Here is a 26,824-nt window from a genome sequence, read left to right on the forward strand (position 1 = left end):
TCGAAACCGGCGGGTTCCGACCCCAACTACACCCCAGATTATGAAGAGCCGGTATGCGCGACCATCCCTACCGGCGTAGGCGCCCAATTGCTTGTGGGCTGCGCGGCAGGGGGATGGGTATCGGTGGCGCCCGCCCATCTGGAGGGTCCCAGACAGGCGACAGCCGAGATGGGGCGGAACACATCGGTCAGCTTCACCGATCAGGACGGGAAAGCGACGTCTGCGTCGTACCAGCTCGCCTGATCCTTGCTGTCCGCCACCGGGACCAGCGCAGCGGCTGTCTCCTCGGCCACCCGACGTGCGTCCGGGGACGACCAGTCGACAGCGGGCTCGTCCCCAGGCCCCGAAACGCAGATCGGCTCCGACGTCGTCGCGAGGCAGAGGGTCTGCGAAGCCGGACGCACCTCCACCTCGCGCCCGTTGATCGTCTGGGTCTCGACCGATCCCGGACCGATCGATTCCTTCGCCTGGTTGGAAACCTCCATGCTCAGCGGCCTCGTCGCGGAGGCCAGCTCGAACTGCGCGGAGACACGGGTGGTGTCACCGTCGATCCACTCGATCAGCTGCGTCATGCGCACGCCGTCGGGGACTGACGTCAACCGGTACGGCACCAGCACGGGGTTCGGTTCGACGTGCACCCTCTCCGCGATGCCGAGGATGCCGGCCTTGTCGAGATCGCAGCCCACGTCGAACCAGCGGTCGCCAGCGTCCCAGACCACCTGGGCGGAGTACGGTCCGTAGTCTGGATCCCGCTCGCCGAAGGACGCTCGCTGACCCTGCACGGAAACGGTCTCGGGACGTTCTCCCCAATAGTGCTTGGGCTCAACGGGTGAGGTCGAGACCAGGCATCCCGTCGAACGGGGACCGCTCAACGACGTCGACTCGTCCGTCGGGCCGACATTGCGCGCCGTGACGGTCCAGCCGGCGGGCAGATCGATCCGGTGGGTCTGGTTCCAGCTGTGTCCGGCCGCCGGCTCGACGGTGCGGTTGTCCTCTGGTGACGCGCACGACGAACCGGCCGCCGCGAGGCTGACCACCACCAGGACGCGGCCGGCAACCCGCGCACGACGGAACGGGATGGGTCGCCTCACCTTGGAAGTATCGACCCGAAACGTTGCAGCGTCCGGCGAGACGACCGATGCGGCTCTCATCGGGTGAACACCTTGGCCCAGACGGCTGCGGTCTCGGCGTCGTAGTAGCGGGTGAAGCCGCAGTTCCACGCCTGCCTGGTGCCGTCGGAGACTGGCCGCCGCTGAGAGGCTCAGAATGAGCACTCTGCTACCGCTCGCGAAGACCGAGCACCCGACCTAGCTCAGGGCATGGTCGGCGGCAGCGCCAGCCGCGGGAGTGCGCGACCCACCAGCGGTCCGACAGCAAGAGCGAAGACCACCGTGGCGACGCCGACGGTGCCACCGAGCAGCCAGCCGATCAGCAGGACCGTGCCCTCGATCAGGGTTCGGGCAGCGTAGACCGGCAGGCCGAGGGCGACCAGGCCGGTCATCAGCCCGTCGCGCGGACCGGGGCCCCAGCCAACGCCCACGTAGAGGCCGGTGCCGACGGCGACGGTCACCAGGGCCAGGACGACGAACAGGGCCCGCAGGACCAGAGAGGTCGGCTCGGGGAGCAAGGCGACGCCGAGGTCGAGCACGGGGCCGACGACGAACGCGTTGGCGATGGTGCCGAGCCCCGGCCGCTGTCGCAGCGGGATCCACAGCAGCAGGATCCCCAGCGAGATCACCACGGTCACCTGACCGAGGGTGAGCCCGGAACGCGACGCCAGGCCTTGGGTGAACACCGTCCACGGGTCGAGGCCGAGGTTGGCCTGCACGAGCAGCGCCAGAGCGAGGCCGAAGAGGACCAGGCCGACAAGCAGGCGGACGCTGCGCAGCACCGGACGGTCGGACCAGCGGCTGCGTCCGGCGGCAGGGGTGCGGGTCACCGGGTGACCCTACCGGTTGACTGGACGGCTAGGTTCGGGCTCTACGCCGCAGACCCCTTGTTCAAGTGCCCGCCCCCGACGAATCGGAGAACTACCCAGCATGAGTGACCTCGCCCCCCGCCAGAACGTGAAGTTCGACCGCGACGGCACGACGATCAGCGGCTACCTGCAGCTGCCGCCGAGCGGCCGCGGCCCCGGGCTGATCGTCATCCAGGAGTGGTGGGGGCTGGACGACCACATGGTCTCTGTCGTCGACCGGTTCGCCGCAGAAGGTTTTGTCGCCCTCGCTCCCGACCTGTACGGCGGCCGGGTCACCCACGGCGTCGAGGAGGCGGGCCAGCTGGCCGGGTCACTCTCGGAGGAGGCCGCTGCCGCAGCGCTCGCCGGCGCTGTCGACTACCTGCTCGAGCAGGAGTCGGTCACCTCCGCCAAGGTCGGCGCGGTCGGCTACTGCATGGGCGGTGGCTTCGTCCTGCTGCTGGCCACCCAGCGTCCCGACGGTATCGGCGCGGTCGTGCCCTACTACGGCATCGGACACCTGCCCGGCTCCTACGCCGCGATCACGGCGCCCGTCCAGGGCCACTACGGCGAGACCGACCAGATGTACCCGGTCGACGCCGCGCACGCCCAGGAGGGCCAGATCCGCGAGGAGGCTGGGGTTGAGGTGGAGTACTTCTACTACCCGGCCGGGCACTCGTTCGCCAACCCCGAGGACCACCTCGGAACCTACGACGCCGACAGCGCCGAGCTCGCCTGGACGCGAACGCTGGAGTTCCTGCACGCCCAGCTCGGCTGACCCACCCGTGGCTGGCCCAGCCTCGGTTCTAGCGGATCTTCACCGTCCGCTTCGCCGACCCGGTGGCGATCTGGGACGTGCCGCGATAGCTGACGGTGTAGCGGTGCTTGCCCTTCTTGATCTTGGTCGCCGACCACCGGGCACGACCCTTGACGATCGTGATCGAGGACTTCCGGACCTTCGTACCCTCGGTGATCCTGACCGTGCCACCGACACTGGTCTGGCCTGGGGCGGTGATCGCGATCGTCAGCGTCAGCTTGCCTTTGCTCGTTGACGATCCCTTGAGCGTGAGCACCGGCTTGACCTTGGCCTTGACGGTGGTGGTGATCGTCGTGCTCGAGGCCTTGACCCGGTTCGTGCCGCTGTACCGGACCAGATAGGTGTGCCGGCCCGGGGTGACCTTGGTGGCCTGGTAGCGCGCCGTCCCTGCGCTGACGGCGATCCCCGACCGTAGCGTCTTTGCCCCTTCGGAGACGTCGACCGTGCCACCGGCGGCGGGCTGGCCGGCGGCGCGGACGTCCACGGCCAGGTCGAGGGCGCCGACCGCCGCCGAGCTGGCGCTGACGGTCAGCCCGGGGTCGAGCGCGTCGGCCACGGCGACCGTCGTCGTACCGGTGGCGGTCGCGACCGAGGGGTCACCACGGTAGACGACCCGGTAGGTGTGGTCACCCGGGGTCAGACCGTCGTCGTCGAAGACCGCCGCGCCAGCGACGACGGGCAGCGCGGTGGCGACGGCGTAGCCGCCTTCGTAGACGTCGACGGTGCCACCGATGCTCGGCGCCCCTGGCGCGGTCACCGCGATGTCGATCCGGGCCCGGCCGGGGTCGGGTGAGCTGCCGGTCAGGCTGAGCGTGGCCGGCAGGAGGTCCACCACGGCCGTGGCGGCGGACACGCTCACACCGGTCGTGGCCCCGGTCTTGGTGCCCGTGGCGCGGACGCTCATCCGGGCGCCAGCGTCGTCCGCGGTGAGGGTGTAGGTCGGGCCGGTCGCGTCGCTGACCGGGACCCCGTCGCGCAGCCACGCGTACGTCGTGGTCACACCCGACGGCGACCAGGTGGGCGCTGTCACGCTCAGCACCTCACCGATCCGGGCGAGCCCGGTCACGGCCGGCGGGCTGACCGGGGCGATCTGGACCGGCGGCGGCGGTGCGTCCGCCGCCGGGTCGAAGAGCAACACCTGGTACTGGTAGTCGTCGAGGGTGTCGCCCCAGGCGTTCAGGATGCCCGAGACGGTGACGGTGTACGTGTCGGCGCGACCGCCCGTAGGGACGGGAAGCGTCCCGACCTCGAAGACGAGGGGCCGTCCGGGCTGGCCCCGCTGGGCGGTCCCGACCGGGTGGGTCGTGACGGCCAGCGGCCGACCGTCGGGTCCGGTCACCGCGACCGTCGCCCGCCTCAGGTCCACGTCGACGTCCCACGGCGCCACGGACCAACGCCCGGCCGGTTCCAGCGGGGCAGGGAAGTACCCGCTGGAGGGCCAGGTGGTGTAGCTCGGGGTGTCCGCCACGCCGCGGGTGGTGGTGACCCACAGCGCGTTGTAGGAGCCGACGGTACCGCTGCCCATGCTCCGCACGGTGGGTCGCTGGAGCCGCGTACGGCGCACCACCCCGACGTTGCCGTCGCCCGCGTCGTCCATGTACTGCCGCACGACCGCGGCGCCGCTCGAGGAGCCGCTGAGGTTGGAGCTGGCAGCGCCGTCGGCCCCCGCGTCGGTCCAGCACCGCCACGTAGACGGTGGTCGGGAGCTGACGGCGGTGTTCGCGTACATCATCAGCGCGGCCTGCTGGGCGGCGGCGGAGTAGCCCGGATCGAAGGTGACGGGTTCGACCCCACTCATCCGGCGGACGTAGTTGACGAGGGTGAGGGTGGCGTCCTGCAGGCCGGCCGGCGTCGTCCCGGCGGCGCAGCGGGAGAGGGCGTCGGCCGCGGGGTCCGGTGCGGTGACCGCCGCGGCCGGCAGGTAGACGTTGGTGTAGGCCGACGCCACCGTTGACCGGTCGTTCGTGTCCAGCGGTCCGGTCAGCACTGCGGCCGATGTCCGGGCCGCCGGTGGGCCGCTCGTCGGCGTACGTGGCTGGGCCGCAGCCCCGGCGGGAGGCAGCAGCAAGAGCACGAGCAGGGGAGCCAGGCACCCCGCGACGGTGCGTGCGCCGACCGGGATGGCTCGGGGGGTGGCCATGACCAAAATTATTTCAGCCGTGGGGACCTTTCCGGGATCCCTTCGGGCGGACTCGGGACTATTCGGGACTTTCGTCCCGGGCACCTGCCGTCGCGACCGAGGAGCCTCGCAGCAGCTCGGCCAGCGTGACGGCCGGCCGGCCCGCCAGCTCGGCCAGCTGGGTCCGGCAGGAGAAGCCGTCGGCGAGCACCACCGCATCCGGCCGCGCCCGGACCGCCGGCAGCAGGTCGTGCTCCGCCACAGCGACCGACACGTCGTAGTGCCCGAGCTCGACGCCGAAGTTGCCCGCGAGCCCGCAGCAGCCACCGACGGTGGTCACCGTGGCCCCCGACGCCGTGAGCAGGGCGGCGTCTGCGGCCCAGCCGATCACCGAGGCGTGATGGCAGTGGGGCTGGGCCACGAGCTCGACGCCGCTGAGGTCCGGCGGCCGCCAGCCGTCAGTCCGCTGCAGCAGCTCGGCGAGGGTCAGGATCCCCGCGGCCAGGTCGGCGACCCGGGGGTCCTCCGGCAGCAGCTCGGCGGCGTCGCTGCGCCAGACGGCCAGACAGGACGGCTCGAGCCCGACGACCGGCGTACCGGCGGCCACGTGCGGGTGCAGCACGTCGAGGGCGTTCCGCAGCTGGCGCCGGGCGCCGTCGCGCTGGCCGGTGCTGATCCAGGTCAGCCCGCAGCAGGCGTCCCGCTCCAGCAGCTGGGGAGCGTAGCCGGCGCCGGCGAGCACCTCGACCGCCGCCTCGACCCCCGCGCCCTCGAAGCAGTCGGAGAAGGAGTCGACCCACAGCACCACAGGCCTTCCGGCCGCCGAGGGGACGCTCACCCGGCGCCGAGCCGACCGGGATGCGAAGCGGGGCAGGGATCGGCGCTGGTCGACGCCGGCACTCCAGCGCACCACGTTCCGTAGTCCCGGTGTGCCTGTCGAGAAGTTGATCAAGGTCGACACACCGCGGAGTCGGGTGATCATCCGCCCCCAGCGGGGCAACCAGCCCAAGGCGTAGTGGCTGCGCGGCCGCAGCTTGCCGCGGTAGGTGTGGTCGATCACCTGCGACTTGTACGCGGCCATGTCGATGCCCGTGGGGCAGTCGCGGGCACATCCCTTGCAGGACAGGCAAAGGTCGAGCGCTTCGTGGACGGCGGGGTCCTTCCAGCCGCCGGTGACCACCTCGCCGTTGATCATCTCCTGCAGCACCCGGGCCCGGCCGCGGGTGGAGTCCTTTTCCTCGCGGGTGGCCTGGTACGACGGGCACATGACGCCCAGTCCCGGGGTGGTGTTGGCCAGGCACTTGCCCACGCCGGAACAGTGGTGGACCGCGGTGGCGAAGTGGTCCACCCGGCCGACGATCTGCAGCGCCCGCAGGTCGGCGGTGTAGGGGCGGGGGTCGACCAGCACGCCGGGGTTCAGCAGGTCGTCGGGGTCAAAGGCGGCCTTGACCTCGCCGAACAACCGGATCGCCGCGGGGGAGTACATGGTGGGCAGCAGGGACGAGCGGGCGCGCCCGTCGCCGTGCTCACCCGACATCGAGCCGCCGTAGCGGGCGACGAGGCCGGCCGCCTGCTGGATGAACGCGCGGTGCACGGTGTCGCCGCCGGCGGTGGTGAGCGGGAAGTCGATCCGGACGTGGACGCAGCCGTCGCCGAAGTGGCCGTACGGCAGCCCGTCCAGCCCGTGGCTCGCCAGCAACGCGTCGAAGTCCCGCAGGTAGGCCCCGAGATGCTCCGGCGGCACCGCGGCGTCCTCCCAACCGGGATAGGCCGGGGCGGCCAGGCTGACCCCGGCCAGGCCGGCGCCGTCCTCCCGGATCTTCCACAGCGCCATCGCGGCCCGTGGGTCGTCGACGACGAAGCCGTCCAGGGCCTGGCCGTCAGCCAGCACCCTCATCGCCCGCTGCCGCACCTCGAGCGGGTCGTCACCGACTATCTCGACGAACATCCAGCCGTCGCCGCGGGGCAGTGGCGGCACGGCCGCATCGCCGTGGGTCCGGCGGACGACCTCGACGATCCGGCGGTCCAGACCCTCCGCCGCGGTGGGGGAGTGCCGCAGCACGGCCGGGGCCGCGTCGCCGGCGTCGGCCATGGAGGGGTAGCCGAGCGCGATCATCAGCTTGTACGGGCTGTCGGCGACCAGCCGTACTTGGGCTCCCAGGATCACCCCGAGGGTGCCCTCGGTGCCGGCGAAGAAGCGGGCAACGTCGAAGCCCCGCTCCGGCAGCAGGTGCTCGAGACTGTAGCCGGAGACCTGACGACTGAAGCGGCCGAACTCGGTCCGGATCGTGCCGAGGTCAGCGGCCACGATCCGTCGCAGCGTCGCGAGGCTGGTCGAGTCCTCCTGCGGCACTCGGGCGTCCAGCCGCAGCCGTTCGCCACGGCCGGTGAGCACGTCGAGAGCCACCACGTTGTCGGCCGTCCGGCCGTAGCCGAGGGCCCGCGGACCGCAGGCGTTGTTGCCGATCATGCCGCCGATGGTGCAGCGGTTGTGGGTAGAGGGGTCGGGTCCGAAGCGGAGCCCGTACGGCCGGGCGGCGGCCTGCAGGTCGGACTGGACCACGCCGGGCTCGACCGTGGCCGTCCGCTCCTCGGGGTCGAGCGCGGTGATCGCGGTCAGATGGCGGGCGGTGTCCAGGACCAGACCCGGACCGACCGCGTTGCCGGCGCACGACGTCCCGGCGCCGCGGGTGGTCACCGGCATCGCCACGCTGCGGGCCGCTTCCACCACGGCGGCGGCCTCCTCCACCGAGCGGGGGTGGGCGACCGCCTGCGGCAGCACCCGGTAGAGCGAGGCGTCGGAGGAGTAGAGCGCCCGGGTGAGCGTCGTCGCGTCGAGGGTGTGCTCGACGCCTCGGCGCCGCAGCTCGGCCCGCAGGTCGCCGACCTCGGGCAGCGCGAGAGCCGGTGGGGGAGCGGTGGCGGCAGTCGTCATGATCGCCTCGATGCTAGTTGGCCCGACCGAGTGGCCCGACCGAGTCCGTGCCGGGGATCAGTCCGACGTGGCCTGGCTGACGGCAGCGAACCCGCGACCGACGGCCGCGTAGTCGTCCTCGCTCATCACCTCGACGAAGTGCCGCCGGACGCTCTCGACGTGCGCGGGAGCAGCCCGCTGCAGCAGGTCGAAGCCGGTGTCGGTGAGGTGGGCCCAGACGCCCCGCCGGTCGGCAGGACAGCTGGCCCGGCCGACGAGGCCGGCAGCCTCCATCCGGGTGACCGTGTGCGTCAGGCGAGATCGGGACTGGTGCACGGCGTCGGCGAGCTCGGACATCCGGACCCGCCGGTCGGGCGCCTCCGAGAGGGTCACCAGGATCTCGTACTCGGGCAGGTCGAGCCCGAAGCAACGCAGGTCGGCGTCGAGCCGGCCGATCAGCCGGGCGCTGCCCACCAGGTAGGCCCGCCAGACCTGCTGCTGCTCAGCGGTGAGCCAGGGTGCCGTCGGGGCAGTGCGAACAGTCATAGAACTATCGTAGCCACTCATTGACTATTCAACTTTCTGTCCTTAATCTGGGCTGACGTTGAACTCTCAACCATGAGGCCGCACCCGGTCCGTACCAAGGAGCACTTGAATGACGCAGGAAACCGTCGCATCCGGCCTGAAGGCCGGCACCTGGACCATCGACCCCGCCCACTCCAACGTGGGTTTCACGGTGCGTCACCTGATGTCCAAGGTGCGGGGCACCTTCACCGACTTCTCGGGCCAGATCACCACCACCGAGGACCTCCTCGGCTCGTCGGTCTCGGTCACCATCACCAGCTCCTCGATCAACACCAACAACGCGCAGCGCGACGGTCACCTGCAGTCCGCCGACTTCTTCGACCCCGAGGCCGGCCAGGAGCTCGTCTTCACCAGCACCGGCGTCCGCGAGTCCGGCGACGGCCACATCATCGACGGCACGCTCACCATCAACGGCCACACCCACCCCGTCGAGCTCGCCACCGAGTTCCTGGGCGTGGACACCGACGCCTACGGCAACACCCGGCTCGGCGCCGAGGCGACCACCTCGATCAGCCGCAAGGACTACGGCGTCGACTTCAACGTCCCGCTCGAGGGCGGCAAGCTGCTGATCGGCGACAAGATCGCCATCAACCTGGAGATCGAAGCCATCCTCAGCTGACTCCGGTCAGCGGACGGTCGCGGCGGCGGTCAGCACCTCTTCGGGACTGACCGCCAGCAGGGCCGGGTCGGGCTCGTCGGTGAAGGCGTCGCCGCGCCGCAGCTCGGCGTGAGTGAGGGCGACGTGTGGCCCGGGCGGCGGGCCCCACTGTTCCGGCGGGGCCGGACCAAAGATCACGACCGAGGGCCGACGGTACGCCGACGCGAGGTGACCGGCGCCGGTGTCGGCAGTCACCACCAGCCCGGCCTCGGCGACCAGGGCCGCGAAGTCGCCGAGCGCGAGCCGGCCGGCCAGCACCGCCGATGGAGGCAGCCCGGCCAGGGCTGCGGTCTGCTCGGCCCGTTTCCGGTCGGCGCCCCCGCCGGTCACCAGCACCGCGTCGTTCTGGCTCGTCAGCCGTCGAGCCACCGCGGCAAAGCTCGCCACCGGCCAGGCCCGGGAGCCGTAGGCGGCTCCGACGTGCACGACCACGCAGCCGGGCGCGCGGCTGGGCTGCGCCGGCCGGTCGATCGCCAGGTCGTCCGGGTCGGCCGGCATCCCGTGCCAGGTCATCAGGTCGGCCCACCGGACCCGCTCGAGACCCCCTTCGGGCCACGGCGGACCGTTCCAGCCCGGCGCGCCGAACCCGACCAACCGCGCCGGTTGCACCGCCTCGCACCGGCCCCGGCTCTCCGGCCCGTTCCCGTGCAGGTCGACCGCGACCTCGACCCGGCCGGGCTCGACGGCCAACGCCTGGTCGAGCCCGGCCGTCGGCAGCAAGACGTCGACGGCGTCGACCAGCGCGACGACGGGTTCGAGCCAGGTCGGCATCGCCACCACCACCCGCGCGTCGGGCCGGGCGCGCCGGATGCCGCGCAGCGCTGGGACGCTGACCAGCAGGTCGCCGAGGCCGAGCGCGCGCAGCACCAGGATCTCGGGCCGGCCGTCCCGCTCACCCAGCCGTTCCATCGGGCCCTCCTGCCGTCCGCTCGGCTCGCGCGTCGGCGAGCAGCTCGAGCACGTCGGCCAGTACCCGGGCGGGGTCGACGTCGGCCACGATCGAGGGGTCGTGGGCGCAGCGTTCGGCGGTCCAGCCCACCTGGGTGAGGTCGGCCCCGCACACCGCGCACGCGCTGGTGAAGCTGACTTGCACCCGGTGCCGGCTGCGGCCGAGCGGGCCGGCGTTGACGAGGTTGCCCACCCAGTAGACCCCGACCGTACGGACACCCAACGCCGCCGCCACGTGCCGCGGGCCGGAGTCGCACGCCACCACCACGTCGGCCCCCAGCAGCTGCTCGACCAGGCCGGACAGGGGCTGCTGGCCGGCCACCGACGACGCCAGCCCGGACGGTCGGCGCTGCGCGGCCAGGATCGCCTCCGCCACCGGTACGTCCTCGGCGCTGCCGACCACCACCACGCGCACGCCGCGCTCGGTCAGCCCGTCCATCACCTGGGCGAAGGCGCCGGGCAGCCACTGACGTCGTGGGTCGGTGGCCCCCGGATGCACCACCACGACCGGCTCGTCCGGCCGTCGGCTCGCCCGCCGAGCCCGCTCCTCGGGTCGGAGTGCCAGCCGCGGCTCGAGCGAGACCGGCATCGCCCCAGCCAGGGCCACCACCTCCAGCCCGCGCAGCACCTCGTGCTGGTAGTAGAGGTACGGTCGGCTGCGCTCCAGCGGCGTCGCGTCCGCCGTCCGGCTGCCGACCGTGTGGCGGGCGCCGAGTGAGAGCAGGAACGGGTTGGAGCTGCGCCCGCCGCCGTGCAGCTGGACGGCGAGGTCGAAGTCGCGGCCCCGCATCCGGTCGACGAACGCCGCCGTCGCGGCGGGGTCCTCCGGGCCGCCGGTACGGATACCGGGCGCGACCGGCAAGGCCGCCAGCACTCCGAACGGCGAGGGTCGCCCGGTCAGCAGGTCCACGTGCGCCGGTGTCCCGAGCAGAGTCAGCTCCGCGCCCGGATAGGCCGCCGCCAAGGCCTCGGCCGCCGGCAGGGACTGGACCAGGTCGCCGATGCCGCTGCCCCGCAGGACGGCGATCCGTCGGACGTCGGCAAACCGGGGTGCCGCCCTGCCGACCCAGCCCCGCTCGTCGCCCACGGCCGGATTCTGGCCCATCGCGCTCGGGTCGGGGAGAAGTGGGTACGAATCGAGCATGGACATCTCTCGCAGGACCGGGGCCGAGGCGGTGACACCCGACCTGGTGCTGGCCCTGCGGCACCTCGCCCCGCGGGTGGTCGTCGTCGGCGACGTGATGCTCGACCGCTGGTGGGTCGGCAGCAGCAACCGGCTCTCCCGCGAGGCGCCGGCGCCGGTGGTCGAGGTGCAGCGCCGCTCCGACGTCCCGGGCGGGGCCGCCAACACCGCGATGAACCTGGCCGCCTTGGGCGCCGACGTCCGCCTGGTCGGGGTGGTCGGCGCAGACGAGGCGGGCCGCGTGCTGCGCGAGCTGCTGATCGAGGCGGGGGTGGAGATCTCGGGCCTGCTGAGCTCCGCCGACGTCGCCACCGTGACCAAGACGCGGGTGGTCAGCGACGACCAGATGCTGGTGCGCATCGACGACGTCCGACGGACCGTGCTGACCCCGGCCCTGGAGGAGGAGCTGACCACGGCGGCGGTCAAGGCCCTGGTCGAGGTCGAGGCGCTGGTGGTCTGCGACTACGGCTCAGGTCTGCTGCTCGGCCCGGTCGAGGCGGCGTTCGGGCGCGAGTCCCGGCCGCCGCTGGTCGTCGTGGACGCCCACGACGGGGCGCCGTGGGCGCGGCTGCGGCCGGACGTGACCACGCCGAACGCGGAGGAGGCCTTCCGGCTGCTGGGCCGTCCGGTCCCGACCGACGGCAGCCGGCTGCGCGAGCTGACGGCCGCGGCGCCCGAGCTGCGCCGTCGCGCCGGAGCGGACGCGGTGCTAGTCACCCTCGACCGGGACGGCAGCGTCCTGTTCGGCCCCGGCGAGGAGGTCGTGAACGAGCCGCACCGGACCCCGGCCTGGCCGCGGGCGGAAAAGCAGGCGGCAGGCGCCGGCGACACCTTCGTCGCCGCGCTGACCCTGGCGCGGGCGGGCGGGGTGTCGCTGCCGGTCGCGGCCTCGCTGGCTCAGGCCGCCGCCGACGTGGTGGTGCAGCGGTTCGGCACCTCGGTCTGCTCGACCGACGAGCTCGTCGAGCACCTCGCGGTCGGCGATGCGGCGCTGGCGGAGGAGACGCTGCTGCGGCGGGTGGCGGCCGAGCGGGCGGCGGGTCGGCGGATCGTGCTGACCAACGGCTGCTTCGACGTGCTGCACCGGGGTCACACCACCTACCTGAGCCAGGCGGCCCAGCTCGGCGACGTCTTGGTGGTGGCAGTCAACAGCGACCGGTCGGTCCGCCGGCTCAAGGGGCCGGAACGTCCGATCAACTCCGCCGACGACCGTGCCGGCGTGCTGGCCGCCCTGAGCTGCGTCACCTACGTCACCGTCTTCGACACCGACACCGCCGTCCCGCTGCTGGAGCGGCTTCGCCCCGACGTCTACGCCAAGGGCGGCGACTACACCCCCGACCAGCTGGTCGAGGCCGAGGTCGTCCGCAGCTACGGCGGCGAGGTGCGCATCCTCGACTACGTGCCGAGCCAGTCCACCACCGAGGTCGTCGGCCGGATCCGTGCCCGCCGCGGTCAGCCGGACCCGGGTATCGAGGGCTGAGCAGCTCGGCTCCCAGCCGGCCGTACGCCCAGAGGGTCCTCACGGCGTCGACAGTGACGGCCCCGCGCCACTCCTACGCCGCGGCCGGGTTCCACTTCGCCCGGCTGAAGTCCCGGCCGCCGTCGGCCTGCTGGCCGGCCTCGAGCGCGTCGAGGCCACGGTCCAGTACCGCAGGGGTGAAGAGCCGGGCGCCGGCATGTCCGGACCAGGGGGCGATCGCCAGGGGATCGATCTCCTCGCCCTCGGCGGCTCCCGCGACGTTGATCCGGCCGTCGGCCGGCACCGGTGCGGCGAGCCGGTCGAGCTCGGCGTCCGCGCGGGCCCGGTCCGGGGTGGCGTCGAGGAGGTCGACGCCGTACGTGAACGTGTACGCGTCGCTCGGGGTGACCTCGCCGACCGCACCCTTGACACGCCCCCGGAGGGGCGGGCATGGTCAGAGGCGTTCCAGAAGCAAAACGTTTTGCCAAGAGACGGACGTGACTCCGAAGATCAGCATCGTCGAAGTAGCAGCCGACGCCGGCGTGAGCGTGACCACGGTCTCGCACGCGCTCAGCGGCAAGCGCGCGGTGTCGAATGCCACCCGGGCCAAGGTGCTGGCGTCGATCGAACGCCTGAACTACCGGCCGAGCATGCTGGCTCAGGGGCTGCGCAACCAACAGACCCGTACCGTGGGTCTGCTGATCGCCGACATCACCAACCCGTACTACCCGGCGGTCGCCCGTGCGGTCCACGACGGGCTCACCGCTCACCGCTACCTGCCCCTGATCGGCAACACCGACGGTGATCCAGACGTCGAGTCGAGCTTCCTGCACGAGATGCTCGCCCGCAGCGTGGACGGGATCATCATGCAGCCGATGGCTCTCTGCGCCACCGAGATCTACGACATCGTGGGGCCGTCCACCGCCTTGGTGATGACGGGCAACGACGCCGGTGACCCCCGGGTCGACACCGTCACCTCCGACGACGGGGTGGGCATCACCGAAGCCGTCGGACACCTGCACGGTCGCGGGTACCGGCGCATCGGCTTCGTGAGCGGGCCCGAGCACCTCGGGCCCGGTGACAGCCGGCTCGCCGCCTTCCGGACGGCGATGGCCGGTTCCGGGCTCACCGTCGAGGAGCGGTGGATCCGGCGCGCCGCGTACACCCGCGACGGTGGCGAGCACACCTGTGCCCGCTGGTTCGCCGAGGACGACGTGCCCGAGGCGATCGTCTGCGCCAACGACCTGATCGCGATCGGGGCGATGGACGCAGCGCGTGCTGCCGGGCTGGTCGTCCCGCAGGACGTCGCCATCGTCGGCTTCGACGACATCGAGACCGCCGACCTCGTCACCCCGCGTCTCACCACCGTCATCAACCCGGCGACGGCCGTCGGTGCCGCCTGCGCTGCCGCCCTGCTCGCCCGGATGCAGTCCGATCACGACCTGCCCGCCGTCCGCCACGCCCTGCCCACCCGGCTCGTCGTGCGCGAGTCGGCCTGAGCGTCGCCGCCCCTCTCTCGTCCCGTCCATCCACCACCAGGAGATGCCTCGCATGACCCACTACACCCGTACCGCCCCGCCCGCGCTGGTCGGGGCTTACCTGCAGTACGGCTACGACCCGCTGAACCCTCGCGACCTGCTGCACGACGAGATCCTGCAACGCCAGGAGAGCGGCTATGACGTCGACGGCGTCATCGGCGAGGCCAACGCGACCGACCCTGCGGACCGAGCCGCGGTGCTGGCCCTGGTGGACTCGATGGCCACCCTCGAGCGCCGTCCTGACTGGTCCTACGAGGAGCCCGACAGCCTGGAGGAGATCCAGGCGAGCCTGCTCGCCGTGCCACGCCCGTCGTCAAGCCCGGCTGCCCACCTGGAAGACCAGATACACGCGGCCTGGCTGGGGCGGATCGCCGGCTGCAACGTGGGCAAGCCCGTCGAATGGGGCCGGCACTGGACCGTCGAACGGATCCGCGACTACCTGGAGCTCGGCAACGCCTACCCGCTGACCAACTACTTCCCGGTGCTCGACCCCATGCCGGCCGGTTTCGAGCTGCGGGAGAACTGGCCGGACACCACCTTGGGCAACGTGGACGGGTCGGCTCGCGACGACGACATCGACTATCCGATCCTCGCCCTGCACCTGCTCGAGCAGCACGGGACCTCACTACGGCCCGAGCTCGTGGGCCAGGCGTGGACGATGCTCTTCCCGTTGCAGCAGGTCTACACCGCCGAACGGGCGGCCTACATCAACCTCACCCTCGGGCTGACCCCGCCGGCGACCGCGACCCACCGCAACCCGTACCGGGAGTGGATCGGCGCGCAGATCCGCGGCGACGTCTTCGGCTACGTCCTCCCGGGAGACCCGTGGGCCGCTGCCGAGCTCTCCTACCAGGACGCCGCCCTGTCCCACGTCGGCAACGGCATCTACGGCGAAATGTGGGCGGCAGCGCTGGTGTCGGCTGCCTTCACGGCGGCTTCGGCCCGGGAGGCGATCACGGTCGCTCTGGGTGTGGTGCCGCCGCGGTCGCGGCTGGCCGAGGCCATCGAGCACGTCTTGGCTCTGCACGCCGACGGGCTCAGCTGGGAGGCTGCGCTGGAACAGATCCGCCTCTCGTACGGCCACTACTCGTGGGTGCACACGATCAACAACGCGGCCGTCGTGGTGGCCGGTCTGCTGTGGGGCGAGGGCGACTACATGTCCGCGCTCGGCAAGACCGTGATGAGCGGCTGGGACACCGACTCCAACGGCGCCACGGTCGGCTCCGTCGCCGGGATCCTCGCCGGCACCGCCGGACTGCCGGCCCAGCTGATCGAGCCGCTGCACGACCGGACCCGATCCGCGCTGTTCGGCTTCGACAACTCCCGGATCAGTGACCTCGCTGCCCGCACGTACGTCCTCGCCACCGGCGGGCTGCGCACCAAGGGGCAAATAACTCATTGAGTTAAGAATTTCGGACCCGGGCGGCGGCGCACAAGGGTTCAGCGATCTGCTGCTGGTAGGAGTGACGCTCGTCGATTTCCAGCAGGATCTTCGCAGGACTTCACCTTGATCAGTGCCGTCGGCGGTTCGCACGGTTCAGCTCACTGGAACCGTTGCAATAATCCATGTATTCGAATAGAATCAGGCATGGTTCCGGAGGGTCAGCAGCACGTTGATGAGCAGCCGCTCAGCCGTGCCCATGCCCTGCTGACCCGTTTGGATGCGGACCTGTCCGAGCTGATCGCGGTATTGGACGAGGGTGATCTCGGGACCCTGAACGCGAGGGGGATGGTCGACTTCCTGCAACAGTGGGAACGGCACCGGAACCAGATGGCGGTGGTCGACCACCTGGCCCTGACCGTCGCCGACACCCACGGGACAGCGGCTGAACTGGCCCAGCCGAACCTCGCCCAGATGTTGGTGAGCGTGCTGCGGCTGTCCGCGTCGGAAGCGCACCGGCGGGTCCGAGCAGCCGAGGCGGTCGGGCCGCGGACGGCGATGACCGGTGAACAGCTGGAACCGGTCCGTCCGGTGCTGGCGGCGGCGCAACGCAACGGCGACGTGTCCCCTGAACAGGTGCAGGTGATCGTCCGAGCGTTGGCCCAGGTCGACCGGGCCGGCTACGACCGGGCCGACATCGACGCCGGCGAGGCGATCCTCACCCAGGGTGCGGAAACGTTCGAGCCGAAAGAGCTGAGCCGGCTCGCCGCCCGGGTGGTCGAGGCCATCAACCCCGACGGCACCCTGCCCGACGTGCAGCTGGTGCGCGACCGCCGGCACCTGAGCATGCGGTGCCGGCCCGACGGCGGCTGGGTCGGGGAGTTCCGGCTCACCGGCGTCGCCGGCGCGAAGCTCGCGGCCGTCCTGGAACCGCTGGCGAAACCCCGCACCGAGACTGTTCCCGACCCGGACGGGCAGCTGAACCCGGCCGGGCTGGCCGACGGCCGAGACGAACGCAGCCACGGGCAGCGGATGCACGACGCGCTGGAAGACGTCTGCGACCAGCTGCTCCGGGCCGGGGAACTGCCCGCCAGCGGCGGCACGCCGGCCACCGTGATCGTCACCATCACCGAGCAGAGCCTCCGTGAGCGGACCGGCGTCGGCTACACCGCCGCCGGGAACCCGCTCACCGCCGCCGAGATACTCGACCTGGCCGAACAGGCTGACGTCATCCCGACCGTGCTCACCGACGCCGGTGCGGTCGAAGCCCAAGGCCGGAACCGACGGATCGCCACCACCGCACAGACCTGGGCGTTGATCGCCCGCGACGGCGGCTGCTCCTTCCCCTCCTGCGACCGGGCCCCCCAGCTGTGCGAACGGCACCACATCGTCCCCTGGGTCGACGGCGGCCACACCGACCTCGACAACCTGACCCTGTTGTGCCGGTGGCACCACCACCAGTTCGAGCAACGCGGCTGGTCGGTCGCGATGAACCGGGACCGGCTCCCGGCATGGACCCCCCCGAAGTGGGTCGACCGCCAACAACGACCCCTGCTCCACACCCGCCTCCAGCAACAACCGATCAGCCGCAAACCGCAGCCGTGGCTGCTTGTTGACACCGACCTGTAGCAGTGTGTGTTCGGTCAGTCGATCAGGTCCCGCAGCTGGTGAAGGGCGGCTTCATCGCCCTGCAGTCGTAGCTTGACGGCGTCGTAGAACTCTCGGGTTCGATTGGGAGCGAGGTCGAGCAGCTTCAACATCAGCGTCCAGGCCTTGAGCCCACGAGACTCGGGACCCCCGTGAGCCCTTGCCTGATACAGCTCGGCGACGCCGCGGAACAAGTCAGCGCCCGGCCCGGCCGGGTCGGTCAGCCGACGGACGGCGTCGGTGACGAGGCTGTCCTCCTCGTCCCACCCGTCGAGGTGCCGCAGGACGAACGGGTGCAGCCGCGGGTCACCCAGAGCGCCCGCGGCCACCAGCTCCAGACGCCAGAGGTCACCGCTGGGGCGGGACAGCGCCGCGCGCACCCGGGGGAATGCGCGCGGGTCGTGGCGGTACGCCAGTCCTAGCAGGGCTTCGCACCTCGTGTCACGGTCGAGGTCATCCAGCCGGGCTGCGAGCGCCTTCCGCAGCGCCGGCGTGTCGACCTCACGCCACTGCTCAGCCAGGACGAAGCAAGCCCAGTCGCGGACCTTGGTCGCCATGTCGGTGGTCAGCTGGATCGCGACCTCCAGCACGGCTTGCGGTGGCTCGGCAAACGCATGGGGCAGGAGCGACACCATGGCCCGGCGGACCTGCGGGTCCGGGTGGTCCGCTAGCGCCAGCAGCTGCAGCCGCTCGTCGTCGTCGGCTCGGTCGAGGGCCTCGTAGCACTCCAGGCTGTCGCTCTCATCGAGCAGCACGTGCTCCAGCAACTGCATGGGGTACGCCAATTCACCGGTCGGATCGGGTTTCGAGAGTACGCTGACCTCAGTTACCGGTGAGTAACTACAACCCCCTGGAGGCCGCGATGAGGCGCACCATCTTCGACGAGGACCACGAGGCGTTCCGGGCGAGCTGTCGGACGTTCGTCGAGCGGTCGCTGCGGCCGGACCAGGAAAAGCACATCGCCAACCACGAGTTCGGTCGGCAGATGTGGCTCGACCTGGGCCGTCAGGGCTTCCTCGGGCTCAACGTGCCCGAGGAGTACGGCGGCTCGGGCGTGGAGGACCCGCGGTTCATGCTGGTGCTGGCCGAAGAGCTGTCCAAGCTGGCCTTCGCCTACTCCTCCTGCGTCGGGATCCACGCCGACTGCGTCGCGCCGTACCTGGTCGACCTTTGCACCACCGAGCAGAAGGCGCGCTGGCTGCCGAAGTTCTGCACCGGCGAGCTGCTGACCGCGATCGCCATGACGGAGCCGTCCGGCGGCTCGGACCTAGCAGCGCTGAAGACCACTGCTGTCCGCGACGGCGACCAGTGGGTGATCAACGGCTCCAAGACCTTCATCACCAACGGCTACTCCGCCGACCTGGTCATCGTCGCCGCCCGGACCAGCCCTGAGAAGGGCGCCCGCGGCATCACCCTCTTCGCGGTCGAGGCCGGGATGCCCGGCTTCGAGCGGGGCCGCAAGCTCGACAAGGTCGGCCAGCCCGAGTCCGACACCGCCGAGCTCTTCTTCTCCGACGTACGGGTCGGCGACGAGCAGGTCATCGGCGACGTGGACGCTGGCTTCGGCTACATGATGCAGCGGCTCGTGGTCGAACGGATCGGCGCCGCCGTCAACAACATCTCCCACGCCCGCCAGATCCTCGACGAGACCATCGCCTACGTGAAGGAGCGGCAGGCTTTCGGGCAGCCGATCGGCGCGTTCCAGGCCAACAAGTTCACCCTGGCCGAGCTGGTGACCAAGGCTGAGGTCACCCAGGCGTTCGTCGACGCGTGCGTGATGGAGCAGGTGCACCAGACGCTGACCCCGGTCGACGCCGCGAAGGCGAAGTGGTGGGCCGCCGAGGTGCAGAACGAGATCCTCGACGCCTGTGTCCAGCTGTGGGGCGGCTACGGCTACATGAACGAGTACCGGGTGGCCCGCGCCTGGAGCGACGCCCGCGTCTCCCAGATCTGGGCCGGCACGAACGAGATCATGAAGGAGCTGATCGGCCGCGACCTCGGGCTCGGCGGCCAGCCTGTCCAGACCCGTGCCCATTGATGCCTGAAGCCGTCATCGTCGCCGCGGCCCGGACTCCGATCGGTCGGGCGTTCAAGGGCAGCCTCGCGGAGATGCGTCCCGACGACCTCGCCGCCGGGGTGATCGCTGCCGCTTTGGGGCAGGTGCCGGCGTTCGACCCCAGCGACCTCGACGACCTCTATCTCGGCTGCGCCGAACCGCGGGACGAGCACGGCGGGAACATGGCTCGGCGGGTGGCCGTCCTGCTGGGTCTGGACGGCGTCCCGGCCGCGACGGTCAACCGCTTCTGCGCCTCCAGCGTGCAGACGGCGCGGATGGCCTTCCACGCCATCCGGGCCGGCGAGGGTGACGCCTTCGTCTCCGCCGGGGTGGAGTGCGTCTCCCGCTACCAGAACTTCGGCTCCGCCGGGGTGGACGCCCCGGGCAGCCACCATCCGGGCTTCGCCGCTGCCGAGGCGCGGACGCTGGGGACGTCGCAGACCAACGCGCTGTGGCACGACCCGCAGCTGGACGGTGAGCTGCCCGACGTCTACATCGCGATGGGCCAGACCGCCGAGAACGTCGCCACCCTGACCGGCATCACCCGTCGCGAGCAGGACGAGTTCGGCGTCCGCTCGCAGAACCGGGCGGAGGCCGCGATCGCCAGCGGCGCTTTCGACGCCGAAATCGCTCCGGTCCACCTGCCCGACGGCCGGATTGTCACCCTTGACGACGGACCGCGCGCCGGCACCACACTCGCCGGCATCTCCGGGCTGCGACCGGTGTTCCGACCCGCCGGCACGGTGACCGCCGGCAACTGCTGCCCGCTCAACGACGGGGCCGCGGCCGTGGTGGTCATGAGCGACCGGCGCGCCGCCGAGCTGGGCCTGACGCCGTTGGCCCGGATCGTCGCCACCGGGGTCAGCGCGCTCAGCCCGGAGATCATGGGGTTGGGGCCGGTCGAGGCCAGCCGCCGGGCGCTCGACCGGGCCGGGATGAGCATCGCCGACCTCGATCTGGTCGAGATCAACGAGGCGTTCGCGGTCCAGGTGATCGCTTCCGTCCGCGAGCTGGGCCTCGACGAGGACCGGCTGAACGTGCATGGCGGGGCCATCGCGCTGGGTCACCCGTTCGGTTCGACGGGCGCGCGCATCATGACCACACTGCTGAACGCGATGCGGCAACGCGACGCCCAGGTGGGGCTCGAGACGATGTGCGTCGGCGGTGGTCAGGGGATGGCGATCATCCTGGAGCGGCTCAGCTGAGGTGCGTTGCGCACGGCGGGACCTGAGGAGGGTGGTCTTGGTCCAACACCGCCCTCCGAGGTTGGTTACGCTGCGGTCATGACTGAGTCGTCGCTGCTGACCTCGAGGCACAGATCCGTGGCGGCCATGCTGCTGACCCAGGTCGCCGCTTCCGGTGGTCGTGAGGCCCTCCGCTATCTCGACGGCGACCGCTGGGTCTCCCTGACGTGGGACCAGACCAAGGATCAGGCGTTCGAGCTGGCGGCGGGACTGCTGGCGTTGGGTATCGGGCCCGAGGACCGTGTCGCCATCGCGTCCAACACCCGCGTCGAGTGGATCCTCGCCGATTTGGCGGTGATGTGCGCCGGCGCGGCCACCACGACCGTCTATCCCAGCACCCAGCACGAGGACGTCGCCTACATCCTCAGTGACTCCGAGTCGAAGGTGGTCTTCGCTGAGGACGAGGTGCAGGTCTCGAAGGTGCTCGACCACCTGGACGACCTGCCGGGCCTGACCGTGGTCGTCCAGCTCACCGGTGCCGTCGCGCACGACCGGGTGATCAGCTGGGCCGAGCTCGCCGAGCGGGGCCGGGCTCACCTCGCCGGCCAGCCGTCAGCGGTGGACGACGCCATCGCCGGGACCGGACCGGAGCAGCTGGCGACCCTGATCTACACCTCCGGCACGACGGGCCAGCCCAAGGGTGTCCGCCTCGTGCAGGACAACTGGACCTATCTGGGCGCGGCGATCGAGGAGTTCGACATCATCGCCCGCGACGACCTGCAGTACCTGTGGCTGCCGCTCAGCCACGTGTTCGGCAAGGTCCTGCTGGCCGCGCAGCTGCGGATCGGCTTCGCCACCGCCGTCGACGGCAACATCGACAAGATCGTGGACAACTTGGGCGTCGTCCAGCCCACGTTCATGGCCGGGGCCCCGCGGATCTTCGAGAAGGTCCGCGCCAAGGTGATGACGTCGGCCGCGTCCGGGGTGAAAGGCCGGATCTTCGACTGGGCCTTCGCCGTCGGTCGCCGGACCAGCCCGATCCGGCTCGCGGGCGGCAAGCCGACCGGGGCGCTCGCCGTCCAGTACGCGTTGGCCGACCGGCTGGTGTTCAGCAAGATCAAACAACGGATGGGCGGCCGGATCCGGTTCTTCGTGTCCGGCTCCGCGGCGCTCAACCGTGAGGTCCAGGAGTGGTTCTACGCCGCCGGGTTGTTGATCTTGGAAGGCTACGGTCTGACCGAGACCGGGGCGGCGACGTGCGTGAACAACCCGCGGGCCGTACGTTTCGGCACGGTGGGGCCGCCGATGCCGGGGACGCAGGTCAAGATCGCTCCCGACGGCGAGATCTTGATCAAGGGCGGTGCCGTGATGCGGGGCTACCACCACATGCCGGAGGCGACCACCGAGGTGATCGACGGCGACGGCTGGTTCTCCACCGGCGACATCGGCGAGCTGGATGATCATGGTTATCTACGGATCACCGACCGCAAGAAGGACTTGATCAAGACCTCCGGCGGCAAGTACGTGGCCCCGCAGAAGGTCGAGGGGACGCTCAAGGCCGCCTGCCCGTACGTCAGCCAGGTGCTGGTGCACGGCGAGGGTCGGAAGTACATCACCGCTCTGCTCACTCTCGACACCGAGGCGGTGGAGGAGTGGGCCGACCAGCACGGGGTGGACAGGAGCCCCGGAGATGATCTTGCTGCCGTACCGGAGGTCCGGCAGCTGCTCGACGGCTGCGTCGTCGTCGCCAACGCCAAGCTCGAGCGCTGGGAGACGATCAAGAAGTTCGAGATCCTGCCCAGCGACCTCAGCGTGGAGGAGGGCGAGGTCACGCCCAGCCTCAAGGTGCGCCGTAGGGCCGTGGAGAAGAAGTACGACCACCTGCTGGCGGGCATGTACGACGTCGTCTGACGGGCGGGGTCCTGCGCTCGGCCTGACGTCTGTCGCCCCCAGGTCGTGACGCGCGGGCGAGGAACCGGGGTCCTCGCGCCCACCACGGTGGAGCCATGACCACTTCCACGCTCCCCGCGGTGGAGCTCTCCGGCGTGACCAAGCACTTCGGCACCGTCCAGGCGGTTCCCAGCCGGGCGCCCATGACGAGGGCTTCTGGCGCAGCGTCGCGCCCGCTGAGCGCGCCTTCCTGCAGCAGCACCTGCCGTGACCGCGGCCTAGAGTGTGGCCGTGAGCGCCGACGCCCCGACCATCCTGGCCACGTCGGGCGGCCTGGTTCCCGGCCGCCGGACCCGGTTCGAGCTGGGCCCGCTCACCGAGCACGCGATCGAGCTCGCCGGCGTCACCGGCCGGGCTCCCCGGATCTGCTTCCTCGCCACCGCCGCCGGCGATGACCCGGGCGCGCTGGGTGCGCTGCACGAAGCCGCGCAGGTCCGGGGGCTGCACGCCTCCCACCTGACGTCCTTCCCGATGCCCAACGTCGAGGACCCGACGGCCTTCCTGCTGGAGCAGGACGTGGTCTGGGTGCTCGGCGGCAGCGTCGCCGGCTTGCTGGCGATGTGGCGGCTGCACGGCTACGACGCCGCGCTGCGGACGGCGTGGCAGTCGGGGGTGGTGCTCACCGGCATCTCGGCCGGCTCGATCTGCTGGCACGTCGGCGGGACCACCGACTCCTACGGGCCCGACCTGCGCCCGATCACCGACGGTTTGGCGCTGGTGCCGTTCTCCAACGGGGTGCACTACGACTCCGAGGAGCAGCGCCGGCCGCTCTTCCAGTCCCTGGTCGGCCGCGGCGTGCTGCCCACCGGCTACGCGACCGACGACGGGGTCGGGGTCCAATACCGCGGCACCGAGTTCGTCGAGGCGGTCACCGAGGAGGACGGCAAGGCGGCGTACCGGGTGGAGGCGGCCGGGGACGGCAGTGCGGTCGAGACGCGGCTGGAGACCCGCCGGCTCTAGGATGCCGGGCGTGACGCGGCACCACTACCTCTGCCCGATGCGCTGGGGCGACATGGACGCCCAGGGTCACATCAACAACTCGGCCTTCCTGGACTACCTGCAGGAGGGCCGGGTCGACTTCCTCCTCGGGGGTCCGCCGGAGATGGGCCAGCTGCTCGAGACCGGCGTGCTGGTGGCCAGCCATCAGGTCGAGTACCTCGCGCCCGTCACCTTCTCCGAGCGGCCGCTACGGCTCGAGCTGTGGGTGGACCAGGTCGGGGCGAGCCGGTTCGCCGTCGGCTACGAGGTCTACGACGGCGACGTGCTGGCCGCCCGGGCCCGGACCACCGCCACCCCGTACGACCTCGCCGCGGGCAGGTTGCGGCGGCTGACCGAGGTCGAACGCGGCTGCCTGACCGGCGCGATGGACACCGCGACGCCGCTGCGGCCGCTGGCGCGGCTACCCGTCACCGAACCGGCGCACCGCTATCCGCTGGTGGTGCGCTGGTCCGACCTCGACTCCTACGGTCACGTCAACAACGTCAAGTTCTACGACTACGTCCAGGAGGCGCGGATCGCGGTGATGCGCGCGACGCTCGGCTGGCAGCCGGAAGACGTCTGGCTGGTGGCCCGGCAGGACCTGGAGTACCGGCGGCCGCTGGACTTCCGGATCGCCCCGTACGAGGTCCGGACGAGCGTCAGCGCGCTGGGCCGGCGCTCGTTCACCCTCGCGGCGGAGCTCGGCGACCCCGCCGACGCGAGCGTCTACGCCACCGCGCGTACGGTCGTGGTCGGCACCGCTCCGCTGACGCCGGACCAGCGCGCGGCCCTGTCCCGGTGGGCTCCTGACACTGTCTGTGGTGCCGGTTAGGCTGCCGCCGTGACCACGAACTCAACGCCGAGTGACCAGACCCGAGCCGTGCTGCTGAAGGAGCGGGAGGTCGAGGTCCGCCCGGCGGCGGTGCCGAGACCTGGGCCCCACCAGGTGTTGGTCGAGGTGGCGGCCGTAGGAATCTGCGGATCGGACGTGCACTATTTCGAGCACGGTCGGATCGCCGACTTCGTGGTCCGGGAGCCGCTCGTCCTCGGCCACGAGGCGTCCGGGACGATCCGGGCGCTCGGCGAGGCCGTCACCGACCGTACGGTCGGGCAGCGGGTCGCGATGGAGCCCCAGGAGACCTGCGGGCGCTGCCAGCAGTGCCTGGCCGGTCGCTACAACCTGTGTCCGGAGGTCGTCTTCTTCGCTACCCCGCCGGTGGACGGCGCGTTCGCCCACTACGTCGTCCTCGACTCGGTCCGCGCCCATCCCGTGCCGGACAGCATGTCGGATGAGGCCGCTGCGTTGATCGAGCCGCTGTCGGTCGCGGTCTGGGCCGCCCACAAGGCCGCGATCGAGCCCGGCGACCGGGTGCTGGTGACCGGTGCCGGGCCGGTCGGTCTGCTGTGCGCCGACGTGGCACGGGCGCGCGGGGCCGCCTGGGTCGGGGTCAGCGACACCAACGACCACCGGCTGGAGGTGGCGCGGCAGCGCGGCGCGACCCAGACTGTGAACGCCGCGGCCGGTCCGCTGGTCGAACAGATCGACCCGGTCAACGTGATCCTGGAGTGCAGCGGCGCCACCCCGGCCGTTCAGGGCGCCTTCGCTGTCGCCGCGCCCGCCGCCCGGATCGTGATGGTCGGTCTCGGCGCCCCGGACATGATGCTGCCGGTGGCGACGATCCAGATCCGCGAGCTGGTGGTGACGGGGGTGTTCCGCTACGCCAACTGCTACCCGGGTGCGATCGCGCTGGCCGCGTCGGGCTCGGTCGACCTCGACTCGCTGGTCACCGGTCGCTTCGGCTTGGAGCAGGTGACCGAGGCGCTGAGCGCCTCCCGGACCGACCCGCACAGCCTCAAGCCCATGGTCTACCCGGGGACGAAGCGGATCTGAGGAGCCCCTAGAGCTGCAGGCCGGTCGGTGAGTTGACCATCGAGTGGGCGGCGCGCTCGAGATAGCTCCACAGCTCGTTCGCCTGCGCCGGCGTGAGGTGGTCGAGGGAGTTGACGGCGTCCCGCATGTGGTGCAGCCAGCGGTCGCGCATGTCGAGGGTGACCTCGAACGGCATGTGCCGCATCCGCAGCCGGGGGTGTCCGCGCTGCTCGCTGTAGGTGGTCGGACCGCCCCAGTACTGCTCGAGGAACATCCGGAAGCGGGTCTCGGCGTCGGCCAGGTCCTCTTCCGGGTAGAGGGCCCGCAGCGGCGGATCGGTCGCGACGCCCTCGTAGAAGCGCCGGACGAGAGCCACGAAGGTGTCGCGTCCGCCGACGGCGTCGTAGAAGGTCTGCAGGGGTGCTGGCTCGGTCATCGGCTCCATTCTGCCCTCTGGCAGAGTAGGTCGCGCACACCCGATCCCACATCCAGCACCACGCAAGGAGAAGACATGGCAACGGTTCGCACCGCGGAGGCCCACTGGGAAGGTTCGTTGATGGAGGGCCAGGGCGAGGTCGAGCTCATCACCTCCGGCGCCGGCAGCTTCGAGGTCAGCTGGGCCTCCCGCGCCAACGAGTCCGACGGCAAGACCAGCCCCGAGGAGCTGATCGCGGCCGCCCACTCCACCTGTTTCTCGATGGCGCTCTCCCACGGTCTCGCCCAGGCCGGCAACCCACCGACCTCGATCGACACCAAGGCTGACGTCACCTTCCAGGCCGGCGAGGGCATCACCGGCATCACGCTGACGGTCACCGGCGTGGTCCCCGGTCTGACCCCGCTCGAGTTCGAGGAAGCAGCTCAGGACGCGAAGGCCAACTGCCCGGTGTCACAGGCGCTCACCGGCACGACGATCACGCTCAAGGCGTCGCTGGCTGAGGCCTGACCTCGAGCTAGCTGGCGCTGGGTGCCGGTTCGGTCTCGGTGATCGGCGGGCGCCCAGCGCCGCCCTGGGAGAAGTTGCCGACCCGGATGACTTCGCCGTTCCTGACGTACCAGACCGTGCCGGCGTCGTCCCGTAGCGACGAGACCCGCAGGCCGATGGCCTCGACCCGACCGGACGCCTGGTCGAGGTCGACCCAGTCGCCGACCCCCAGCTGGTCCTCGATCAGCATGAAGACGCCGGAGACCAGGTCCTTGACGACGTTCTGCAGCCCGAACGCCACTGTCACCGCCACGACGGAGGTGCCGGCCACGATGGTGGTGACGTCGAAGCCGAGCTCGCCCAACACCATCAACGCGGTGACCAGCACGATCAGGAAGGTCAAGGCGCTGCGGGCCAGCGAGCCCAGCGCGGCGATCCGCGCCTCGCGGCGGTCGGTCGGCAGTCCGGTCGCGTCCATGAACGCCTGCGCCGCGCGGAAGCGCGAGTGCGGCGAACGGCCCACCGCCTGGCGTACGGCCCGGCTGATCAGGCGGTGCGTGACCGCTCGGGCGACGACTGCCACCACCAGCAGGAACGCGATCCGCAGCGGCACGAACAGTGCGGTCTCGGTGAGGTTGGAGGGGAACCAGTCAGGCAT

The 26,824-nt window shown here is 71.2% G+C and carries 24 protein-coding genes; 13 read left to right on the forward strand and 11 right to left on the reverse strand.

Annotation, left to right across the window (positions count from 1 at the left end; genetic code table 11):
- Positions 1–200 precede the first annotated feature (200 nt).
- On the reverse strand, positions 201–1,037 hold the full coding sequence (locus tag ACFE76_RS09470; RefSeq protein ID WP_375431500.1) for a hypothetical protein: 837 nt from the start codon (positions 1,035–1,037) through the stop codon (positions 201–203).
- Between the two features lie 275 nt (positions 1,038–1,312).
- Positions 1,313–1,939 (reverse strand): YitT family protein, encoded by a 627-nt coding sequence (locus ACFE76_RS09475; protein WP_375431501.1) that lies wholly within the window; start codon positions 1,937–1,939, stop codon positions 1,313–1,315.
- Between the two features lie 100 nt (positions 1,940–2,039).
- On the opposite strand from ACFE76_RS09475, the gene ACFE76_RS09480 reads away from it, so the two are divergent.
- Positions 2,040–2,735, forward strand: a complete 696-nt coding sequence (locus ACFE76_RS09480; protein ID WP_375431502.1) for a dienelactone hydrolase family protein — start codon at positions 2,040–2,042, stop codon at positions 2,733–2,735.
- A gap of 28 nt (positions 2,736–2,763) precedes the next feature.
- Here ACFE76_RS09480 and ACFE76_RS09485 read toward each other — a convergent pair whose 3' ends face one another.
- From ACFE76_RS09485 to ACFE76_RS09495, 3 genes are read right to left on the reverse strand one after another with little or no spacing between them, the layout of a single operon-like run.
- The gene (locus ACFE76_RS09485; protein ID WP_375431503.1) at positions 2,764–4,914 is read right to left on the reverse strand and encodes a CAP domain-containing protein; all 2,151 of its coding nucleotides are present in this window, start codon (positions 4,912–4,914) and stop codon (positions 2,764–2,766) included.
- Between the two features lie 58 nt (positions 4,915–4,972).
- Positions 4,973–7,828: an FAD-binding and (Fe-S)-binding domain-containing protein gene (locus ACFE76_RS09490; RefSeq protein ID WP_375431504.1), complete on the reverse strand. Its 2,856-nt coding sequence runs from the start codon at positions 7,826–7,828 to the stop codon at positions 4,973–4,975.
- Between the two features lie 57 nt (positions 7,829–7,885).
- Positions 7,886–8,353 (reverse strand): MarR family winged helix-turn-helix transcriptional regulator, encoded by a 468-nt coding sequence (locus ACFE76_RS09495; protein ID WP_375431505.1) that lies wholly within the window; start codon positions 8,351–8,353, stop codon positions 7,886–7,888.
- Between the two features lie 109 nt (positions 8,354–8,462).
- On the opposite strand from ACFE76_RS09495, the gene ACFE76_RS09500 reads away from it, so the two are divergent.
- Positions 8,463–9,011, forward strand: coding sequence for a YceI family protein (locus ACFE76_RS09500; RefSeq protein ID WP_375431506.1), 549 nt, complete (start codon positions 8,463–8,465; stop codon positions 9,009–9,011).
- A gap of 6 nt (positions 9,012–9,017) precedes the next feature.
- Here ACFE76_RS09500 and ACFE76_RS09505 read toward each other — a convergent pair whose 3' ends face one another.
- Entirely contained in the window at positions 9,018–9,959 is a 942-nt protein-coding gene (locus ACFE76_RS09505) for a glycosyltransferase family 9 protein (protein ID WP_375431507.1), read from the reverse strand.
- Positions 9,943–11,085, reverse strand: coding sequence for a glycosyltransferase family 9 protein (locus ACFE76_RS09510; protein ID WP_375431508.1), 1,143 nt, complete (start codon positions 11,083–11,085; stop codon positions 9,943–9,945). The genes ACFE76_RS09505 and ACFE76_RS09510 overlap by 17 nt, the downstream gene beginning before the upstream one ends.
- A gap of 55 nt (positions 11,086–11,140) precedes the next feature.
- Between ACFE76_RS09510 and rfaE2 the strand changes: the two genes are divergently transcribed.
- Complete coding sequence (gene rfaE2, locus ACFE76_RS09515) at positions 11,141–12,661, forward strand: D-glycero-beta-D-manno-heptose 1-phosphate adenylyltransferase (RefSeq protein WP_375431509.1); 1,521 nt, start codon at positions 11,141–11,143, stop codon at positions 12,659–12,661.
- Positions 12,662–12,734: 73 nt separating this feature from the next.
- Here rfaE2 and ACFE76_RS09520 read toward each other — a convergent pair whose 3' ends face one another.
- Positions 12,735–12,944: a hypothetical protein gene (locus tag ACFE76_RS09520; RefSeq protein ID WP_375431510.1), complete on the reverse strand. Its 210-nt coding sequence runs from the start codon at positions 12,942–12,944 to the stop codon at positions 12,735–12,737.
- Between the two features lie 193 nt (positions 12,945–13,137).
- On the opposite strand from ACFE76_RS09520, the gene ACFE76_RS09525 reads away from it, so the two are divergent.
- The 3 genes from ACFE76_RS09525 (at position 13,138) to ACFE76_RS09535 (ending at position 17,188) form a co-directional block, all read left to right on the forward strand.
- The gene (locus tag ACFE76_RS09525; protein WP_375431511.1) at positions 13,138–14,139 is read left to right on the forward strand and encodes a LacI family DNA-binding transcriptional regulator; all 1,002 of its coding nucleotides are present in this window, start codon (positions 13,138–13,140) and stop codon (positions 14,137–14,139) included.
- A 52-nt stretch (positions 14,140–14,191) separates the two neighbouring features.
- On the forward strand, positions 14,192–15,580 hold the full coding sequence (locus tag ACFE76_RS09530) for an ADP-ribosylglycohydrolase family protein (RefSeq protein ID WP_375431512.1): 1,389 nt from the start codon (positions 14,192–14,194) through the stop codon (positions 15,578–15,580).
- A 186-nt stretch (positions 15,581–15,766) separates the two neighbouring features.
- The gene (locus ACFE76_RS09535) at positions 15,767–17,188 is read left to right on the forward strand and encodes a DUF222 domain-containing protein (protein WP_375431513.1); all 1,422 of its coding nucleotides are present in this window, start codon (positions 15,767–15,769) and stop codon (positions 17,186–17,188) included.
- Positions 17,189–17,202: 14 nt separating this feature from the next.
- Here ACFE76_RS09535 and ACFE76_RS09540 read toward each other — a convergent pair whose 3' ends face one another.
- Positions 17,203–17,979 carry a hypothetical protein gene (locus ACFE76_RS09540; RefSeq protein ID WP_375431514.1) on the reverse strand — a complete coding sequence of 259 codons (777 nt, stop codon included), beginning with the start codon at positions 17,977–17,979 and terminating at the stop codon, positions 17,203–17,205.
- An 89-nt stretch (positions 17,980–18,068) separates the two neighbouring features.
- Here ACFE76_RS09540 and ACFE76_RS09545 point away from each other — a divergent pair, with 89 nt between their 5' ends.
- The 6 genes from ACFE76_RS09545 to ACFE76_RS09570 all read left to right on the forward strand — a co-directional run bounded on the left by ACFE76_RS09545 (position 18,069) and on the right by ACFE76_RS09570 (position 25,265).
- Positions 18,069–19,244, forward strand: coding sequence for an acyl-CoA dehydrogenase family protein (locus ACFE76_RS09545; protein ID WP_375431515.1), 1,176 nt, complete (start codon positions 18,069–18,071; stop codon positions 19,242–19,244).
- Positions 19,244–20,467: an acetyl-CoA C-acetyltransferase gene (locus ACFE76_RS09550; RefSeq protein ID WP_375431516.1), complete on the forward strand. Its 1,224-nt coding sequence runs from the start codon at positions 19,244–19,246 to the stop codon at positions 20,465–20,467. Before ACFE76_RS09545 ends, ACFE76_RS09550 begins: the two co-directional genes overlap by 1 nt.
- Positions 20,468–20,545: 78 nt before the next feature.
- Positions 20,546–22,357: an AMP-dependent synthetase/ligase gene (locus ACFE76_RS09555; protein WP_375431517.1), complete on the forward strand. Its 1,812-nt coding sequence runs from the start codon at positions 20,546–20,548 to the stop codon at positions 22,355–22,357.
- Positions 22,358–22,627: 270 nt separating this feature from the next.
- Positions 22,628–23,356 carry a Type 1 glutamine amidotransferase-like domain-containing protein gene (locus ACFE76_RS09560; RefSeq protein WP_375431518.1) on the forward strand — a complete coding sequence of 243 codons (729 nt, stop codon included), beginning with the start codon at positions 22,628–22,630 and terminating at the stop codon, positions 23,354–23,356.
- A 10-nt stretch (positions 23,357–23,366) separates the two neighbouring features.
- Positions 23,367–24,206 (forward strand): acyl-CoA thioesterase, encoded by an 840-nt coding sequence (locus ACFE76_RS09565; RefSeq protein ID WP_375431519.1) that lies wholly within the window; start codon positions 23,367–23,369, stop codon positions 24,204–24,206.
- A gap of 9 nt (positions 24,207–24,215) precedes the next feature.
- Complete coding sequence (locus ACFE76_RS09570) at positions 24,216–25,265, forward strand: NAD(P)-dependent alcohol dehydrogenase (RefSeq protein WP_375431520.1); 1,050 nt, start codon at positions 24,216–24,218, stop codon at positions 25,263–25,265.
- A gap of 7 nt (positions 25,266–25,272) precedes the next feature.
- Here ACFE76_RS09570 and ACFE76_RS09575 read toward each other — a convergent pair whose 3' ends face one another.
- On the reverse strand, positions 25,273–25,680 hold the full coding sequence (locus ACFE76_RS09575) for a globin (RefSeq protein WP_375431521.1): 408 nt from the start codon (positions 25,678–25,680) through the stop codon (positions 25,273–25,275).
- Positions 25,681–25,755: 75 nt separating this feature from the next.
- Between ACFE76_RS09575 and ACFE76_RS09580 the strand changes: the two genes are divergently transcribed.
- Positions 25,756–26,187 (forward strand): OsmC family peroxiredoxin, encoded by a 432-nt coding sequence (locus ACFE76_RS09580; protein WP_375431522.1) that lies wholly within the window; start codon positions 25,756–25,758, stop codon positions 26,185–26,187.
- A gap of 7 nt (positions 26,188–26,194) precedes the next feature.
- Here the strand turns inward: ACFE76_RS09580 and ACFE76_RS09585 are convergent, their stop codons facing one another.
- Positions 26,195–26,824 (reverse strand): mechanosensitive ion channel family protein, encoded by a 630-nt coding sequence (locus ACFE76_RS09585; protein ID WP_375431523.1) that lies wholly within the window; start codon positions 26,822–26,824, stop codon positions 26,195–26,197.

It is taken from the genome of uncultured Friedmanniella sp., assembly GCF_964244005.1.
Classification (GTDB): domain Bacteria; phylum Actinomycetota; class Actinomycetes; order Propionibacteriales; family Propionibacteriaceae; genus Microlunatus.

Bases quoted from the DNA above. Each gene is read 5' to 3' on its own strand.
- ACFE76_RS09480 (WP_375431502.1), top strand. From the start codon at position 2,040: ATGAGTGACCTCGCCCCCCGCCAGAACGTGAAGTTCGACCGCGACGGC.
- ACFE76_RS09485 (WP_375431503.1), bottom strand. From the start codon at position 4,914: ATGGCCACCCCCCGAGCCATCCCGGTCGGCGCACGCACCGTCGCGGGG.
- ACFE76_RS09490 (WP_375431504.1), bottom strand. From the start codon at position 7,828: ATGACGACTGCCGCCACCGCTCCCCCACCGGCTCTCGCGCTGCCCGAG.
- ACFE76_RS09495 (WP_375431505.1), bottom strand. From the start codon at position 8,353: ATGACTGTTCGCACTGCCCCGACGGCACCCTGGCTCACCGCTGAGCAG.
- ACFE76_RS09500 (WP_375431506.1), top strand. From the start codon at position 8,463: ATGACGCAGGAAACCGTCGCATCCGGCCTGAAGGCCGGCACCTGGACC.
- ACFE76_RS09505 (WP_375431507.1), bottom strand. From the start codon at position 9,959: ATGGAACGGCTGGGTGAGCGGGACGGCCGGCCCGAGATCCTGGTGCTG.
- rfaE2 (WP_375431509.1), top strand. From the start codon at position 11,141: ATGGACATCTCTCGCAGGACCGGGGCCGAGGCGGTGACACCCGACCTG.
- ACFE76_RS09530 (WP_375431512.1), top strand. From the start codon at position 14,192: ATGACCCACTACACCCGTACCGCCCCGCCCGCGCTGGTCGGGGCTTAC.
- ACFE76_RS09535 (WP_375431513.1), top strand. From the start codon at position 15,767: ATGGTTCCGGAGGGTCAGCAGCACGTTGATGAGCAGCCGCTCAGCCGT.
- ACFE76_RS09540 (WP_375431514.1), bottom strand. From the start codon at position 17,979: ATGCAGTTGCTGGAGCACGTGCTGCTCGATGAGAGCGACAGCCTGGAG.
- ACFE76_RS09545 (WP_375431515.1), top strand. From the start codon at position 18,069: ATGAGGCGCACCATCTTCGACGAGGACCACGAGGCGTTCCGGGCGAGC.
- ACFE76_RS09550 (WP_375431516.1), top strand. From the start codon at position 19,244: ATGCCTGAAGCCGTCATCGTCGCCGCGGCCCGGACTCCGATCGGTCGG.
- ACFE76_RS09555 (WP_375431517.1), top strand. From the start codon at position 20,546: ATGACTGAGTCGTCGCTGCTGACCTCGAGGCACAGATCCGTGGCGGCC.
- ACFE76_RS09575 (WP_375431521.1), bottom strand. From the start codon at position 25,680: ATGACCGAGCCAGCACCCCTGCAGACCTTCTACGACGCCGTCGGCGGA.
- ACFE76_RS09580 (WP_375431522.1), top strand. From the start codon at position 25,756: ATGGCAACGGTTCGCACCGCGGAGGCCCACTGGGAAGGTTCGTTGATG.
- ACFE76_RS09585 (WP_375431523.1), bottom strand. From the start codon at position 26,824: ATGCCTGACTGGTTCCCCTCCAACCTCACCGAGACCGCACTGTTCGTG.